The following is a 14,259-nucleotide window of genomic DNA, read 5'->3' on the forward strand; positions in this document are numbered from 1 at the left end:
GTCACTTCGGCGGGCGGACGGAGAGGGCGTGACGGAACTCGTCACGCGGGTCCCACTTCGCTTTGACGCGCTGCAGGCGGGGGTAGTTGTCCTTGTAGTACAGGGTCTGCCATGGGGTGCCCGAGGTGTTGAGGGCGGGGTCGGCGAGGTCCGTGTCCGGGTAGTTGATGAAGGAGCCGTCGCTCACGGCGCCCGGCACGGGCACGCCGCCGCTGTCGGCGTACACGGACCGGTAGAGGTCGCGCACCCACGACACGCATGGTTCGGGGTTCCCTCGCGGAGTGTCCCAGCTGGCCATGTAGACCGCCTTGAGGATCGAGTCGCGCTGGGCGACGGCCGTCGCGTCGGCCGGGACCGTGTTGACCTTCCCGCCGTAGGAGATCAGCCACAGGGAGCCGTCGACCTCGCCACCCGTCTTGCTCGTCAGATGGTCGTGGACGGCGGCGATCTGCCGGTCCGTGAAGCGCTTGCGGAGGTAGGCGGCCTTGCCCTTGAAGGAGGCCGGGCTCGACTCCTGCACATTGGCCGCGGACTGCAGCCACGGCTCGTCCTCCTGCCCCCGGTCGGGGCGGGCCCCCACCCCGCGGCCGACCGCGGCGACGTAGTCGTCGATGAGCCGCTGCGCACCGGCTCCGGTGGAGTCCAGGTGCCCTACCAGGCTGACGGTTCCCGCCTTGCGGCTGTTGAGCATCAGGACGCTGAACAGCCCGGCGTAGGCCGAGTCCGGTGCGCTGTTGTGCTCGTACCAGGTGCCGTGATTGCGCACCAGTGCCTCGAACGAGCGCCGGTCCAGGTCCTTCCAGGACCAGGTGGCGTAGAAGGAGGTGATCGCTTCCGGGGCCCTGGGCAGCAGGTGCGCGGGGTCGGAGCCCTTGGCCGCCGGGTCGCGGAACCAGTAGCGGGTGACGATGCCGAAGTTGCCGCCCCCGCCGCCGGTGTGCGCCCACCACAGGTCGTGGTTCGGGTCCGAGGGCTCCCGGGTGGCCACCACGGCGGAGGCCTTCCCGGATTTGTCCACGACCACGACCTCGACGGCGTGGAGGTGGTCCACGGACAGCCCGTACCGGCGGGACAGGGAGCCGTAGCCGCCCCCCAGGACGTGGCCGCCGACGCCGACCTCGGCGGTCGCGCCCGCCGGGATGGTCACGCCCCAGCCGAGGAACAGTCTGCGGTACACCTCGCCCAGTAACGCGCCGGGCTCGACCGCGAACGCCCGCCGCCGGGCGTCGTAGAAGACCGCCCTCATGGGGGAGACGTCGATGACGACGCGCACCGAGGGGTCGTCGACGAAGTTCTCGAAGCAGTGCCCGCCGCTGCGCACGGCGATGCGTTTGCCCTCCCGCACCGCCTGCTGCACCGCGTCGACGACCTGGGCGGTCGTGCTCACCACGCGTACGTAGTCGGGCTTTCCGACGAAGCGGGCGTTGAAGCCGCGCTGGGTCAGGGAGCGGTAGCGCGGGTCCCCGGGGCCGACGGTGACCGGGGCCGGCGGGGGCGGGCCGTCCGCCGGCGGCGCGGCGAGGGCGGCCGGAGCGGCGATGCCCTGAGCGGCCGCCGCGGCGGCCGCACCGCCGATCACCGCCGCCCCTGCGAGTACGCCGCGTCGTGTCACTTCCGCCATGGTCCGCTCCCCTTGTCGCCTCGTTGCCGTATGAAAGGATCTCCCCCCAACGATCGGCGCTGCGGTGCGGCGGAACATCATCCGTGATGACCAACTGCCCCTCCACCGAAGGATGTAGGGGCTCCCCTAGGGGCCCGTCAGGCCCGTCAGGCCCGTCAGGTCCGTCAGGTCCGTCAGGCTCCTCAGGTCCTGGTGGTCGTGCCGCACTCACCGCCCGAGCCGGACGCGGCGGAGGCGTTCCCCTCGGCGCGCAGGTCCTTGCTCCGGTCGTAGGGGTCGACGGCGGGGCCGGACTGTTCCGAGCCGCCGGTGCGGTGGGACGGGAAGGCCGGGTGCAGGAAACCGTCGCGGACGCCACAAGCGGTATTGCCGATGTCCACGGCGTAGGACCGGACGGCCACCTTGCCCTCGGTCACCTGGAAAAGGGCGGGGTCGTGGAGCTCGGTGTCGATGACGCGGCGCACGATGGTGCGCGCCACCTCGCGGGAGCCGTCCGCCTTCTTCACGAGCGGATAGACGAAGGTGTAGTCGGCGTGGACGACCACGGAGCCCTTCTCGCCCTCCTTGAACGTCATTCGCCCCCGCGTCTTGACGGTTTCGCCCACCATGCGCACCTCGTTCGCGTCGAAGCGGCTGAAGAGCAGCAGCGGGTCGTGTTCCCGGTCGGGCTTGCTCAGGGAGGTGTTCATCTTCGTGGTGAGCTCCTCCTGGCGCGGTTCGATCAGGGCGAGCGCCGCGGTGGGGCGCTCGCCGCGGATCGTCGCGGGCTCCAGGTTGGCGGCGACGAGGAAGTCCCTCGTCGTCTTCAGGGCCGAGGCGACCTGTTCCTTCGACAGCGTGCCCACCGGCTCGGCTTTGGGCAGGACGATGCCCTTCGCGCCGTCGTCGTACTGCTCGGACGGCGAGCCGGCGAAGGGCCGGGCGGGCGTCGCGGTCCCCGCCGGCGCCTCGCCCGGGGCCCCGTCGGGGCGGCCGCTCTCCGCGGGCAGGGGCGCCGGGTTCTTCCGCGCGGCCGTCTCGCCCTTGTCCTGACCACCGGGGAGCAGGGAGAGGGCCTTGTCGGGGTTGAGCGCGAACAGGAGGGCCGCGACGGCGGCCAGGACGCCGACGCCGCCGAGGATCCGGCGCCTGCGGTCCGCCCGCCCGTTCATCTCCTGCCAGGCGGGCCCGGTGCGCCAGCCCTCCGGCTCCCTGGGCGGAACGTTCCCGCCGCGCCGGTTTCCGGCCCTCAGCCGGCGCAGCCCCTTGCGGCCGGCCGCGGCCGCCGCCTCGTCCTCCTGTCGCAGCCGGGCGGTGACCATGCGGGCCCGCGCCGACGGTTCCACGGGGGCCTGTTCGCGGATCGCCCGCTCATGGTCCCGGGTGAAGCGCTCCCACTCCTCGTCAGATACGGAAGGTGACCCTCCGTCATGGCTCGAAGGTCTCCCGGGCACCGGTGGTTCGATGGTCACTTCACGCTCTCTTGTCAGGGTCTTGCCAGGTTCGGCGCGGCAACTTTAGACGGGCGCCGGCGGCGTTCCGCGGGCACCCGTGCCGGGGCCTCCCGTCCGGCCATCCAGGGGACGGGGTCGGCGAGTCCTCCGTCGCCGCCGGGCGGGGTCGGATACCCATGCGCTCATGACGCACGAGGACACCCTGTACCGGGCCGCCCTGGACCAGCTGCTCCGGCAGCGCATGGGGGAGGGGGCGCTGACCGCCGGCCCGCGCGGCCTCCACGCGGCGACGCTGCTGCTGCGCGACATGCGCGAACTCCTGGGCCCCGACTTCGCCGGCTTCATGGCCTGTGCCGTCGAAGGGTTCCGCGGCTACCGCCAGGCCGGAGGGACGGCCGGCTCGCCCATCCCGTACGGCTCCTACCTCTCCGGCCCCCTCCGCTCGGCCTTCGGCGCACCGCTCGACGAGGTGTTCGCGTGGGCCTGCGCCATCCTCAACGCCGTTCACACCATCCTGGGTGGATTCGAGGACGAGGACATCGAGGCGTTCCTCGGTGCCGCCGCCGACGCGGGACGGGAGCCGCAGCCGGTGGCGACGACCTCGTGACGCTCGGGCCGGACGGCAGGGGCCAGGGCGGCATCCCTATTACTTGACAACTTTAAATATTGGCGCTTACATCAAAGTGGTTGCTTGAGGACATCAAGCAAACGTCGTCCGACCCACCACCGCGATCGAGGCACCATGCACCACACCGCCCCCGAGCAGCCCGCCGACGTCGTCGCCAGGCTCCGCGCCACCTTCCGCACGGGCCGCACCAAGCCCGCCGCATGGCGCACCGGCCAGCTGCGCGGCCTGCGCGCCATGCTCACCGAGCATGACGGGGAACTGGTGGCCGCGCTCCACGAGGACCTGGGCAAGAGCTCGTACGAGGCCTACCGCACCGAGATCGACTTCACGATCCGGGAGATCGACCACACCCTCGACCACCTCGCCGACTGGCTGCACCCCGAGCCGGCCCCGGTCCCGCCCCACCTCGCCGGGGCCACGGCCTGGACGCAGTACGACCCGCTGGGCGTCGTCCTGGTCATCGCCCCCTGGAACTATCCCGCGCAGCTGCTGCTCGCCCCCATGGTCGGAGCGCTGGCCTCCGGCAACGCGGTCGTGGCCAAGCCGAGCGAACTCGCCCCCGCGACCTCCGCCGCCCTCGCCCGCCTCCTGCCCCGGTACCTCGACACGGACGCGGTCGCCGTCGTCGAGGGCGGCGTCCCCGAGACCACGGCCCTGCTCGCCGAGCGTTTCGACCACATCTTCTACACAGGCAACGCGGTCGTGGGCCGCATCGTCATGGCCGCGGCGGCCCGGCACCTCACGCCGGTGACGCTGGAGCTGGGCGGCAAGTCGCCGGTGTTCGTCGACCGCGACACCGACCTGGACGCCGTCGCGGCACGGCTCGCCGCCGGCAAGTTCCTCAACGCCGGCCAGACCTGCGTCGCGCCCGACTACGTCCTCACCGACCCGCGGACGGCCCGCGCCCTGGAGCCCGCGCTGACCCGGGCCGTCGAGGCGCTGTACGGATCCGACCCCGCGGCGTCCGACGCCTACGGGCGGATCGTCAACGAGCGCCACTTCGACCGGCTGACCGCCCTGCTCGGCTCCGGCCGTGTGGTGACCGGCGGCGCCGGCGACCGCGCCACGAAGTACATAGCCCCGACGGTCCTGGCGGACGTCGATCCCGGGGCGCCGGTCATGCAGGAGGAGATCTTCGGTCCCGTCCTGCCCATCGTCACGGTCCCCGGCCTGGACGAGGCCATCGCCTTCATCAACGACCGCGACAAGCCGCTGGCGCTGTACGCCTTCACCGAATCCGAGGAGACCCGGCGGCGCCTGGCGTCGGAAACCTCGTCCGGCGGCCTCGGCTTCGGCCTGCCGCTGGCCCATCTGACGGTGTCCGACCTGCCGTTCGGCGGCGTCGGCGAGAGCGGCATGGGCAGGTACCACGGCCGCTATTCGATCGAGACGTTCAGCCACCGCAAGGCGGTCCTCGAGGGCCCGTCGGCCTGAGGCCCCGGCCCCCCGGGAACGCAGGTCGAGCCGTGGCGGGGCCCGCCGTCCTCGCGGGCTCCCCACGGCTCGACGCGCTGACTCATCCGTACTGCCTCATGCGCACCGCATCACGCGCGGCGTCGGGCTCAGCGGCCGGGGACGGCGGTCTTCTTTCCGTTCTGATCGAGCGGGATCGGAATCGTCCGGGTGGCAGTACTGCGCTTCTGCCGGCCGTCGAGCGGCTTCTGGACCGCGTTGATGTTGAGGGAGACTCCCTGGCCTCCCGAGAACGTTCCGCTGGCGAAGGCGTTCACGCCCTCCGACGTGACCTCGTAGCCCGACACGTCCACGATCCCGTGCGACCGGCAGTCCCGGAACACCTCTTCGACCGGGACGAACCAGAGCCAGTGGTTGTCACCGTCGTGGTTGAGGTCGACCTTCTCGTTGAACCAGATCGCCACGCTTCCCGACAGGCCGACCGTGGCCGTCCAGTCGATGTCGTACTTCTGCGTGCCGACCACCAGGGTCGCCTCCACGACCGACTTCGGCGGGATCTTGAGGGGGAGGTCGACGCTCCAGTTCTGGGTCTCCTTGTGCGAGAACTCCTGCGTCGAGGAGAGGCTCGCCTCGATCGACGTGGTCTCACTGACCTTGGCGACCGCCGGGATCTCCGCCGAGACCTCCACGGTGACGCCGACCTTCAGCGACTCCGTCACCGATATCCGCAGATCCTGCTCGGTCGTCCTGCTCTGCTTGTACGTGACGATCTGCTCGACGTCCGTGCCGTTGCGGTAATTGGTGGCGACCGAACTGACCTGTCCCGGGACGGGGGAAGGGGCATTGGGGTCGTAGACGATGCCGCTGTATTTCGTACGGACCTGATGCCGGTGGTAATCGCCGAGAGCGCTCTGCTTCCCGTAGTCGGTGGAGGCGGTGAAGCGGCATCCGTTGGACTGCGGGAATCTCTCCCGCGCCATCCACTGGCCCCACGCGTCCGTGATCTCCTGCAGCGAACGGGCGGCGGCTCGGCTCTTCTCCTGACTCCGTGCGCGAGGGGCGGCCGTCGCCGCACTCGCTGTGACGACGGACAGGGGAACGGTCGCGGCGACTCCGACGGCGGGAGCGAGCGTGAGAATGCGGCGTCTGGAGACGTAACTCATTTAATCCCGTACCTTCTTGTGGTGGGGGACGGACGGGCGAAGCTGCTTGATGATCAATGCAATCGGCGTTCTCGCGTGCTGCATAGGGACTTTGGTCCCGTCGCCCTCGGTTAACGGCACGTCACGATGAGGCAGGCCCTGTTGCGCGGCCGCGGTTGTGACGGAGTGTCAGGCGGTCATGGCGGTCGGCGGTCGCGTCGGCGAGGCGGGCCGCTCCGCGTCGAGGGGGTACGCTCCGTAGTCGTTGGCGGCGTGAGCATGACACCGCTGCCGTCAGGGGTGAATGCAACTGTTACCCATGGTTGGCGTAATATGTCCGGCGTCGCTATTGCGTCCTCGGCCATCTCGTCGTCATCGAGTCCGGACCGCCGTCGATCTTAATTCACGGCCCACCGGACTCGTCGCGCCACACCCGGTGTCCGTTCCCGGGGGCCGATTTCGGCGGAGCCCATGGGGCCGGCACGCAGTGCAGGCGGTTGCTTTTCGCTCAGCCCGGCAGACGGCGTCGCCGTTCGGTGCGCGCGGACGGAGCAGGCCCGGAAACCGGATGGCCGAGAGGCACGTAGAGGCGCCCCCTCGGTCTCCGGACAGAACGGAAATGCACGTCGTGGATATGAGCGCGGCCAATCGAAAAGGCCTCAGCCTCTTCGCCCTGATAATGATCGGGCTGGGGTCGATCTTCGGCTCGGGCTGGCTCTTCGGAGCCGGTCAGGCGGCCCAGGTCGCCGGGCCCGCCGCGCTGGTCGCCTGGGTGATCGGCGCCGTCTTCATCGGCATGATCGCCATGACGTACGCCGAGGTCGGCGCCGCCTACCCGCTGCCCGGCGCCATGGCCCGGTTCGGCTCCATCTCGCACGGCCCGGTGCTGGGCTTCATCACCGGATGGGCGGTCTGGATCGCGACCGCCTCCCTGATCCCCATCGAGGCCATCGCCGGCACCCAGTACATGTCGTCCTGGAGCTTCGGCTGGGCCCGGGGCCTGGTCGCCGACGGCAGCCTCACCGGCACCGGCATGGCGACGGCGCTGTTCCTGACCGTCGCCCTGTGGCTGGCCTGCTACTGGTCGGTCGAGCTGCTGGCGCGCGCCAACAATCTGCTGACCCTGGTGAAGTTCGCCATTCCGGTCCTCGCGGTCGGCGCGCTCATCGCCTCCGGCTTCCACACCGGCAACTTCACCGCCCACGGCGGCTTCGCCCCCAACGGCTGGTCCGCGGTGCTCACCGCCGTCTCCGCCTCCGGCGTCGTCTTCGCCTTCAACGGCTTCCAGGCCGTCGTCAACCTCGGCGGCAACGCCAAGAACCCCGGCCGCGCCATCCCGCTCGCCCTCGTCGGCGCGCTCTCCCTCGGCCTGGTCATCTACCTCGCCCTCCAGGTCGCCTTCCTCGGCGCCGTACCGCCGGAGCGGCTCGCCGAGGCGGGCGGCTGGAGCGGGATCAACTTCTCGTCGCCCTTCGCCGACCTCGCCAAGCTGCTGATGCTGCACTGGGTCGTCACCATGCTCCAGTTCGGTGCCTTCATCTCGCCGAACGGCGCCAACATCGGCAACGTCGCCTCGGCCGCGTACCTGGCCCAGAACCTCGCCGACACCGGCTTCTTCCCCAAGAAGATCGCCGAGGTGCACCCCCGCTACGGCGTCGCCCGCCCCGCCATGTGGCTGAACCTGGGCTTCTCCGTGCTGCTGCTCCTCACTGTCGGCCACAGCTGGGAGGCCCTGGCCAGCGTCGTCTCCGCCGCGATGGTCGTCTCCTACCTCATGGGCCCCATCGCGGTCGGCGTCTTCCGGCAGACCAAGCCGAACCTGCCCCGCCCCTTCCGCCTCCCCGCCGCCTCGGTGCTCTGTCCCGTCACCTTCGCGTTCGCGGCCTGCGCCCTGTACTGGTCGAAGTGGCCCAACACCGGCAAGGTCGCCGTGCTCACCCTGATCTCGGTGCCCATCGCCGCGGTGGTGCTGCGCCGCCGGGGCGAGACGAGCCTGCGGCGCCAGTTCGCGCCGGCCTGGTGGATGGTCGGGTTCCTGCTGTGGCTGGCACTGCTGTCCGCCCTCGGCAGCGCCGAGTTCGGCGGCCACGACGTCATCCCGGGCGGCCTCGACATCACGCTGGTCGCTGTCTCGGCCCTGGGCTTCTACTTCTGGGCCGTGCGCGCCGGAGTCCAGGCCCACCGCGCGGGCCTGCCGGACCCCGACCCCGTACTCGACGCCACCGCCGCCGGGTCCGTGCCCGAACAGCGCCGGCCCGAGCCCGTCGAAGCCGTCGCCTCCTGACGCCTGCGGACCGGCCCCCTCCCCCCGTGCGGGGGAGGGGGCCGGTCCGTTTTCATGCCCAGGGGCTCATGAGGCCCCTGCCCGGGCAAGGGCGGGAATGGCCGGATCCGCACGGGACCTCCCCCGTGGCTTGTGCTTGTGTGGGGCACCAATGCCCTCTGCAGGCAAGGGAGTTCACGTGTCGCGCGCCCGTTTCACGGTCACCGCAGCTGCCCTCCTCATCGGCGTGAGTACGACGACGGCCGCCACGGCCGCATCCGTCACACCGCCGGATCGCGCCATCGTCGTCACCGCGCCCCGCACCGTCGACGCCGATCACCCCTTGACCCCGATAGGCACCGCCCTGCCGCAGTCCTTACGGACCTCGCCCGCCCCGGCCGCCCCGCCGGTCCAGAGCGAACACGGCGACGCCATCGCCCGGCGCACCGGCGCCACCTACACCGTCGACGCCGACCGGGCGCCCGCCGGCCCCAAGCAGCGCGGCCTCGGCCCCGCGGCCGTCTCGCCCGCCCAGTGCGCCGCCCTGCTTCCTTCAGGAGGCACGCGCATCATCAACCACTTCGAGTTTTGTCATGTCTCCACCAGCGGCTACGACGTCGTCCAGGGAGGCAAGGTCATCGGCCACGTCTCCTGGCGACAGCTCACCGCCGGCAACATCTACGCCAACGACCGGGGCGCCTTCTTCACCACCGCCCTGGACCGCGTCGTCCGCACCGGTACGACCACCGACGGACTGCTGCGCGTCGACTGGGCGGCGGGCGGCTACAGCGGCCCGGACGGCTCCAACAAGGCCTGCGACGTCCACGCCAACCCCTCCAACCCGGCCCTGCTGTCGGCCTGGCAATCCGGCGCCACCGCCACGCACGACATCTCCAGCCAGCGCGCCGACGGCTACGGACGCGACTTCGTCTCCCGCTGCGCCATCGCCTCCTACATACGCAACACCGGTGGCGCCGCGCAGATCATCTCCTCCGGCATGCGCGCCGACTCCGCCAGCTACCTCAACCACTTCAACGGCGCGATATTCGACCGCGTCTCACCGGTGATGAGCTACAGCCGCTCGTCCACCAGCCACAAGGTCGTGGCCGACCACATCTACGACGCCCAGACCAAGCCGGCCTCCACCTGGCCGACGAAGCCGGGCAAGGTCATCCCCGGCTCGATCGCCAGCGGCAAGACGCTCAGCCGCCTCTACGAGAAGTGGGACGCCGCTGCGGCCTCCCAGCGGCAGAAGAACGAGACGGCGAAGAACAACGCCTGCGCCCCGATCCGGCCCACGCCCTCGGACGGCCTCGACTGCGACGAGTACCCCTTCGGCTCGACGTGGGAGGGCGCAGGGGTCGGCGACAACAACTTCTCGGTGAGGTACCTCGACAGCGGACAGAACCGCTCGGCCGGCGGCTCACTGGCCGCCTGGTACGCGGCGGACCGCATCCTGCACCGCGACAAGTTCTACGTCGCCATCTCGTCCTGAGCCGCTGAGCCGCTGACCGACTGAGGGGCACGCACCCGCTGCTCCTTCCTGCTCCGGCCCGGCCAAGGCATCACCCCTAAGGGCCGGAGCAGGCCCACACCCGCACGTCGTAGCGCTCGTAGCGGAAATCCTCCCCCGGCTCGACCCGCCGCCAGGCGCGCACCCCCAGGCGACCGGGCCCCGGCACCGCGAGCGCGAGGTCGCCGGGCCCGTCCACCGACCAGCACCGCAAGGGACTGCCGTCGGTCCGGACCTGGCAGGAACCCAGGGTGATTCCGTCAGCAGCCGGGGGTTCACCGTCCCACCAGGACACCACCGCCGCGACGCGCGTGTCCTGCGCCATCGTGGGAATCGCGACCACTCCGTCCGCCCCGGCCGGCGCGTCCCCGTCCGGAACCGGCGGCCGGTCGGGGAGCCCGGCGGAACGCGCCGAGAGCCAGAACTCCCCGTGCGAGACCGTGAACGCCCCCCGGGCGACCCGTCGTGGACGCGGCCGGGTGAACAGTGGGAGCTCCGCCGCGAGCTGGCCCGGCACACGCCACAGCCGCACCGCGTAGGGGTCCTCCTGGCGCGGGTGGTACGTCATGGGGTCGCCCCCCGAGAGCTGCATGCCGTTCGACGTCAGGCACCAGTACACGCCCGGCCCGTCGAGCGGCAGCACCTCGCCCATGCGGTGCCCGCCCACCTCCAGGGCCACCGCTCCCGACGGACAGTGGAAGGGATCCCCGTACGGAAGTCCGCCGCCCGGGGGCGGCCCGGACCAGGCCTCGACGGCGGCCCGCACCGACGGCGTGCCGGGCCAGAGCACCGCACGGTAGAAGGGCCGCGCACTGTTGCCGAGGCCGGGGTCGTCGGCCGCCGGGCCGGTCGTCGACGCGTCGACGACCCAGAAGCACCCTGCCGCGCCTGGCACACCGCATTCCATCGTGCCGAGCATCGATGAATCCATGCACAGGAGGCTACGTCCCGGGCACGCCGCCCACGGCTGTTCCCTGCGAGACATGGTTGGTCCAGACCTATTGACGGCCCGTCGGCGCGACTTTACGGTGCGCTCGAACCCACCGAAGGGAACCCGGGCATGAGCGGTCGGACGGCGCGTCTGCTGGGCGTGGGACTGGCCTTGGCCTTCGCCGTACACCTGCCGGCCGCCACGGCGTCCGGCGCCCCGCGCGACGAGACGTGCGCGGTCAAGCCGAAGCCCTCGGGCAAGGTGCTCCAGGGGTACTGGGAGAACTGGGACGGCTCGGCGAACGGCGTGCACCCGCCGTTCGGCTGGACCCCGGTCACCGACCCCCGCATCCGCGACCACGGCTACAACGTGCTCAACGCGGCCTTCCCGGTCATCCGTCCGGACGGCACCGTGCTGTGGGAGGACGGGATGGACGCGACCGTGAAGGTCGCCACCCCGGCCGAGATGTGCCGGGCCAAGGCGGCGGGCGCCACGATCCTGATGTCCATAGGCGGCGCCACGGCCGGCATCGACCTGAGCTCCGCCGGGGTCGCCGACCGGTTCGTCGAGACGGTGGTGCCGATCCTCAAGACGTACAACTTCGACGGCATCGACATCGACATCGAGACCGGCCTCACCGGCAGCGGTGACATCACCAAGCTGTCGACCTCGCAGGCCAACCTCGTGCGCATCATCGACGGGGTGCTCGACCGGATGCCCCCGGGCTTCGGCCTGACGATGGCACCGGAGACGGCCTACGTCACCGGCGGCAGCGTGACGTACGGCTCCATCTGGGGCGCCTACCTGCCGATCGTGAAGAAGTACGCGGACAACGGCCGCCTGTGGTGGCTGAACATGCAGTACTACAACGGCAGCATGTACGGCTGCTCCGGCGACTCGTACTCCGCCGGCACGGTCAAGGGGTTCACCGCGCAGACGGACTGCCTGAACAAGGGGCTGGTCGTCCAGGGCACGACCATCAGGGTCCCCTACGACAAACAGGTGCCGGGGCTGCCGGCGCAACCGGGCGCCGGGGGCGGCTATATGTCACCGGGGCTGGTGGCACAGGCGTGGAACACGTACGGCGGCGCCCTCAAGGGGCTGATGACCTGGTCGCTGAACTGGGACGGGTCGAAAGGGTGGACCTTCGGGGACACCGTGAAGTCCCTGCAGCAGAGGGTCATTCCTCGATGGCCGCGCCCCCGTCCCGTAGGTGATCGCGGAAGGTGAAGGCCGGCGTCTGTTCGCGGCGGGTGAGGTAGGTGTCGAACCGTACCTGGTGGCGCAGGGTGGCGCCCGCGCGGATGCGTTCGGCTTGGCGGTGCTCGGTGCCGCGGATCGTCTCCGCCGTTGTGAAGATCTCCTCGGCGCGTTCCGCCGGCACGAAGAGCACGCCGTCGTCGTCGCCCAGGGCCAGGTCCTCGCGGCTCACCGTCCACTCTCCGACAGCCGCCGATTCCAGGGCGTCGAGAGGTCGGTCGGCCAGGCGTTGCGGGCCGGTCGGGAGCGTCCCCAGGCTGAAGACGGGCAGTCCGGCCGCCCGGATGTCGGCCGTGTCGCGGTGCAGGCCCCAGATCACGATGCCTTCCAGCCCGGCGGCTTGGGCCTCCAGCGCCACGAGGTCGCCGACGCAGGCTTCGTCGAGCCGTCCGCCGTTGTCGACCACGAGCACATCGCCGTGGGTCGCCCCCTCGAACGCCTCGAGGAAGACGTCGACGCTGCCGACGTGACGCGCGGGGAGCACCCGTCCGGCCAGCCGGCTGCCCGGCGTCACGGCGCTCATGGGCGCGGGTGCGCAGCGCACCGGGACGTGGGCCCGGATGCACGCGTCCGCCACATGGGCGGTCGTCAGAGACGCGAATCGGCGGCGAAGCCATTGGTGGTCCATGCCGTGTCCTCTCCCGCTGCGAGGTGTGGCTCTTGGGGGCACACGGTAGGGCCCGCAGGCGCTTCGCGGGGGACAGTGGGGGTGTCGTGGGGAGAAATGTCCTGAATGTGAGTCAAGGCCTTTTAGTGTTACGTGCGTGATGATGCCGTGAACAGGCCGGGGACCAAGGCGCCGGGTGCCGTCGCCTTCGGTGTGCGCTGGTTGCGTGCCGGGCTCGCGGTGACGCTGCTCGCCGGCACGGCCGCCTGCGGCACGCTGGCCGAACGGCGCGACGACGCCCTTGCCGCGGCCGATCGCTTCGAGCGCGCCCTGGAAGCCGGTCAGCAGGGACCGTTGTGCGCCGCTCTCGCCCCCGGCACCCGGGAGGAGGTGGAGGAGTCGGCCGGGCGCCCGTGCGAGCAGGCACTGGACCGGCAGGAACTGCCCGCGGCCGGCGCGGTGCGGCACGTGGACCTCTACGGCGACCAGGCGCGCGCGGTCCTCGAACACGACACCCTGTTCCTGGCCCGCTTCCCCGCCGGGTGGATGGTGACCGCCGCCGGCTGCGAGCCGCGTCCGGAGCAGCCCTACCAGTGCGCGGTCAAAGGCAGGTGAGGTCGCCATGAAAACGATGTTCGGCTCGTGCCTCTTGGTGATCCTCGTGGGCCTGGCGTACTTCACCGCACTGGGGCTGATGCACCGATGAGCCGGGCCGCGGGATCACACGAGGGCGCGCAGGCGAAGGCCGGGGGCCGTATCGGGCGCTTCCTCCGCGACAACGGGCTCAGCCTCGCCTTCGGCATGGGATTCCTGCTGGCGATCGCCGGCCAGGCGGTGGCCGGCCGGGCCGAGTTCAACAGCCAGCTGATCACAGACGGTCTGGCGCCGGTCAGCTTTCCCGACTATCTGACGTCCTCGGACTTCGCCGTCGACGTCACCGAGAACTGGCAGTCGGAATACCTGCAGTTCTTCCTCTACATCTTCGTCACCGTCTGGCTCGTCCAACGCGGATCGCCCGAATCGAAGAACACCGGCAAGGCCGGCCCCGAATCCGACCGCGACCAGTTGACCGGAGAGCACGCCAAGGCCGACTCCCCCCGCTGGGCGGGCGCCCGGGGCTGGCGCCAGGCCGTGTACTCCCGCTCCCTCGGCATCGTCATGGGCGGCATCTTCCTGCTGTCCTGGTACGCGCAATCCGTCACCGGCACGGCCTCCTACAACGAACAGCGACTGCGCCAGCTGCAGGCACCCGTCAGCTGGGGCGAGTACCTGCTGCGCGCCGAATTCTGGAGCCGCACCCTGCAGAACTGGCAGTCCGAACTGCTGGCGGTGGCCTCCATGGCCGTCCTGTCCATCTACCTCCGCCAACGGGGCTCACCCGAATCCAAGCCCGTCGGCGCGGCCCACACCGCCACCGGTGTCGAAGGCTGACCTGTCCCGCAGGGCCC

General features: G+C 71.0%; 12 protein-coding genes. 7 read left to right on the top strand and 5 right to left on the bottom strand.

Going from position 1 to position 14,259, the window contains the following annotated elements; genetic code table 11:
* Nucleotide 1: 1 nt before the first annotated feature.
* Nucleotides 2-1,621, bottom strand: a complete 1,620-nt coding sequence (locus ACIGXW_RS04150; RefSeq protein WP_399569562.1) for an FAD-binding oxidoreductase — start codon at nucleotides 1,619-1,621, stop codon at nucleotides 2-4.
* 182 nt (nucleotides 1,622-1,803) lie between these two features.
* Nucleotides 1,804-2,946 carry a hypothetical protein gene (locus tag ACIGXW_RS04155; protein WP_399569564.1) on the bottom strand — a complete coding sequence of 381 codons (1,143 nt, stop codon included), beginning with the start codon at nucleotides 2,944-2,946 and terminating at the stop codon, nucleotides 1,804-1,806.
* Between the two features lie 292 nt (nucleotides 2,947-3,238).
* Here ACIGXW_RS04155 and ACIGXW_RS04160 point away from each other — a divergent pair, with 292 nt between their 5' ends.
* Nucleotides 3,239-3,661, top strand: coding sequence for a hypothetical protein (locus tag ACIGXW_RS04160; RefSeq protein ID WP_399569566.1), 423 nt, complete (start codon nucleotides 3,239-3,241; stop codon nucleotides 3,659-3,661).
* Nucleotides 3,662-3,745: 84 nt separating this feature from the next.
* Nucleotides 3,746-5,116, top strand: coding sequence for an aldehyde dehydrogenase family protein (locus tag ACIGXW_RS04165; protein WP_399569568.1), 1,371 nt, complete (start codon nucleotides 3,746-3,748; stop codon nucleotides 5,114-5,116).
* Between the two features lie 128 nt (nucleotides 5,117-5,244).
* Here ACIGXW_RS04165 and ACIGXW_RS04170 read toward each other — a convergent pair whose 3' ends face one another.
* A complete protein-coding gene (locus ACIGXW_RS04170) occupies nucleotides 5,245-6,258 on the bottom strand; it encodes an ETX/MTX2 family pore-forming toxin (RefSeq protein WP_399569570.1) in 1,014 nt (337 codons plus the stop codon).
* A 598-nt stretch (nucleotides 6,259-6,856) separates the two neighbouring features.
* On the opposite strand from ACIGXW_RS04170, the gene ACIGXW_RS04175 reads away from it, so the two are divergent.
* Together ACIGXW_RS04175 and ACIGXW_RS04180 are read left to right on the top strand one after the other, a co-directional pair.
* On the top strand, nucleotides 6,857-8,521 hold the full coding sequence (locus ACIGXW_RS04175; protein ID WP_399569573.1) for an APC family permease: 1,665 nt from the start codon (nucleotides 6,857-6,859) through the stop codon (nucleotides 8,519-8,521).
* Nucleotides 8,522-8,699: 178 nt separating this feature from the next.
* Nucleotides 8,700-9,995 carry a NucA/NucB deoxyribonuclease domain-containing protein gene (locus ACIGXW_RS04180; RefSeq protein WP_399569576.1) on the top strand — a complete coding sequence of 432 codons (1,296 nt, stop codon included), beginning with the start codon at nucleotides 8,700-8,702 and terminating at the stop codon, nucleotides 9,993-9,995.
* Between the two features lie 76 nt (nucleotides 9,996-10,071).
* Here the strand turns inward: ACIGXW_RS04180 and ACIGXW_RS04185 are convergent, their stop codons facing one another.
* A complete protein-coding gene (locus ACIGXW_RS04185; protein WP_143170475.1) occupies nucleotides 10,072-10,944 on the bottom strand; it encodes a hypothetical protein in 873 nt (290 codons plus the stop codon).
* 129 nt (nucleotides 10,945-11,073) lie between these two features.
* On the opposite strand from ACIGXW_RS04185, the gene ACIGXW_RS04190 reads away from it, so the two are divergent.
* Entirely contained in the window at nucleotides 11,074-12,174 is a 1,101-nt protein-coding gene (locus ACIGXW_RS04190) for a chitinase (protein WP_399569579.1), read from the top strand.
* Here ACIGXW_RS04190 and ACIGXW_RS04195 read toward each other — a convergent pair.
* Nucleotides 12,125-12,832, bottom strand: coding sequence for an RraA family protein (locus tag ACIGXW_RS04195; protein WP_399569582.1), 708 nt, complete (start codon nucleotides 12,830-12,832; stop codon nucleotides 12,125-12,127). The genes ACIGXW_RS04190 and ACIGXW_RS04195 overlap by 50 nt on opposite strands.
* A 147-nt stretch (nucleotides 12,833-12,979) precedes the next feature.
* On the opposite strand from ACIGXW_RS04195, the gene ACIGXW_RS04200 reads away from it, so the two are divergent.
* Both ACIGXW_RS04200 and ACIGXW_RS04205 read left to right on the top strand, forming a co-directional pair.
* The gene (locus tag ACIGXW_RS04200) at nucleotides 12,980-13,426 is read left to right on the top strand and encodes a hypothetical protein (protein WP_399569585.1); all 447 of its coding nucleotides are present in this window, start codon (nucleotides 12,980-12,982) and stop codon (nucleotides 13,424-13,426) included.
* A gap of 87 nt (nucleotides 13,427-13,513) precedes the next feature.
* The gene (locus ACIGXW_RS04205) at nucleotides 13,514-14,242 is read left to right on the top strand and encodes a DUF6766 family protein (protein WP_399569587.1); all 729 of its coding nucleotides are present in this window, start codon (nucleotides 13,514-13,516) and stop codon (nucleotides 14,240-14,242) included.
* Nucleotides 14,243-14,259: the final 17 nt, after the last annotated feature.

It is taken from the genome of Streptomyces sp. NPDC053079, assembly GCF_044546695.1.
In the GTDB taxonomy this organism is placed as follows: domain Bacteria; phylum Actinomycetota; class Actinomycetes; order Streptomycetales; family Streptomycetaceae; genus Streptomyces.

Bases quoted from the DNA above. Each gene is read 5' to 3' on its own strand.
- ACIGXW_RS04175 (WP_399569573.1), top strand. From the start codon at position 6,857: ATGCACGTCGTGGATATGAGCGCGGCCAATCGAAAAGGCCTCAGCCTC.
- ACIGXW_RS04160 (WP_399569566.1), top strand. From the start codon at position 3,239: ATGACGCACGAGGACACCCTGTACCGGGCCGCCCTGGACCAGCTGCTC.
- ACIGXW_RS04195 (WP_399569582.1), bottom strand. From the start codon at position 12,832: ATGGACCACCAATGGCTTCGCCGCCGATTCGCGTCTCTGACGACCGCC.
- ACIGXW_RS04190 (WP_399569579.1), top strand. From the start codon at position 11,074: ATGAGCGGTCGGACGGCGCGTCTGCTGGGCGTGGGACTGGCCTTGGCC.
- ACIGXW_RS04205 (WP_399569587.1), top strand. From the start codon at position 13,514: ATGAGCCGGGCCGCGGGATCACACGAGGGCGCGCAGGCGAAGGCCGGG.
- ACIGXW_RS04170 (WP_399569570.1), bottom strand. From the start codon at position 6,258: ATGAGTTACGTCTCCAGACGCCGCATTCTCACGCTCGCTCCCGCCGTC.
- ACIGXW_RS04150 (WP_399569562.1), bottom strand. From the start codon at position 1,621: ATGGCGGAAGTGACACGACGCGGCGTACTCGCAGGGGCGGCGGTGATC.
- ACIGXW_RS04185 (WP_143170475.1), bottom strand. From the start codon at position 10,944: ATGGATTCATCGATGCTCGGCACGATGGAATGCGGTGTGCCAGGCGCG.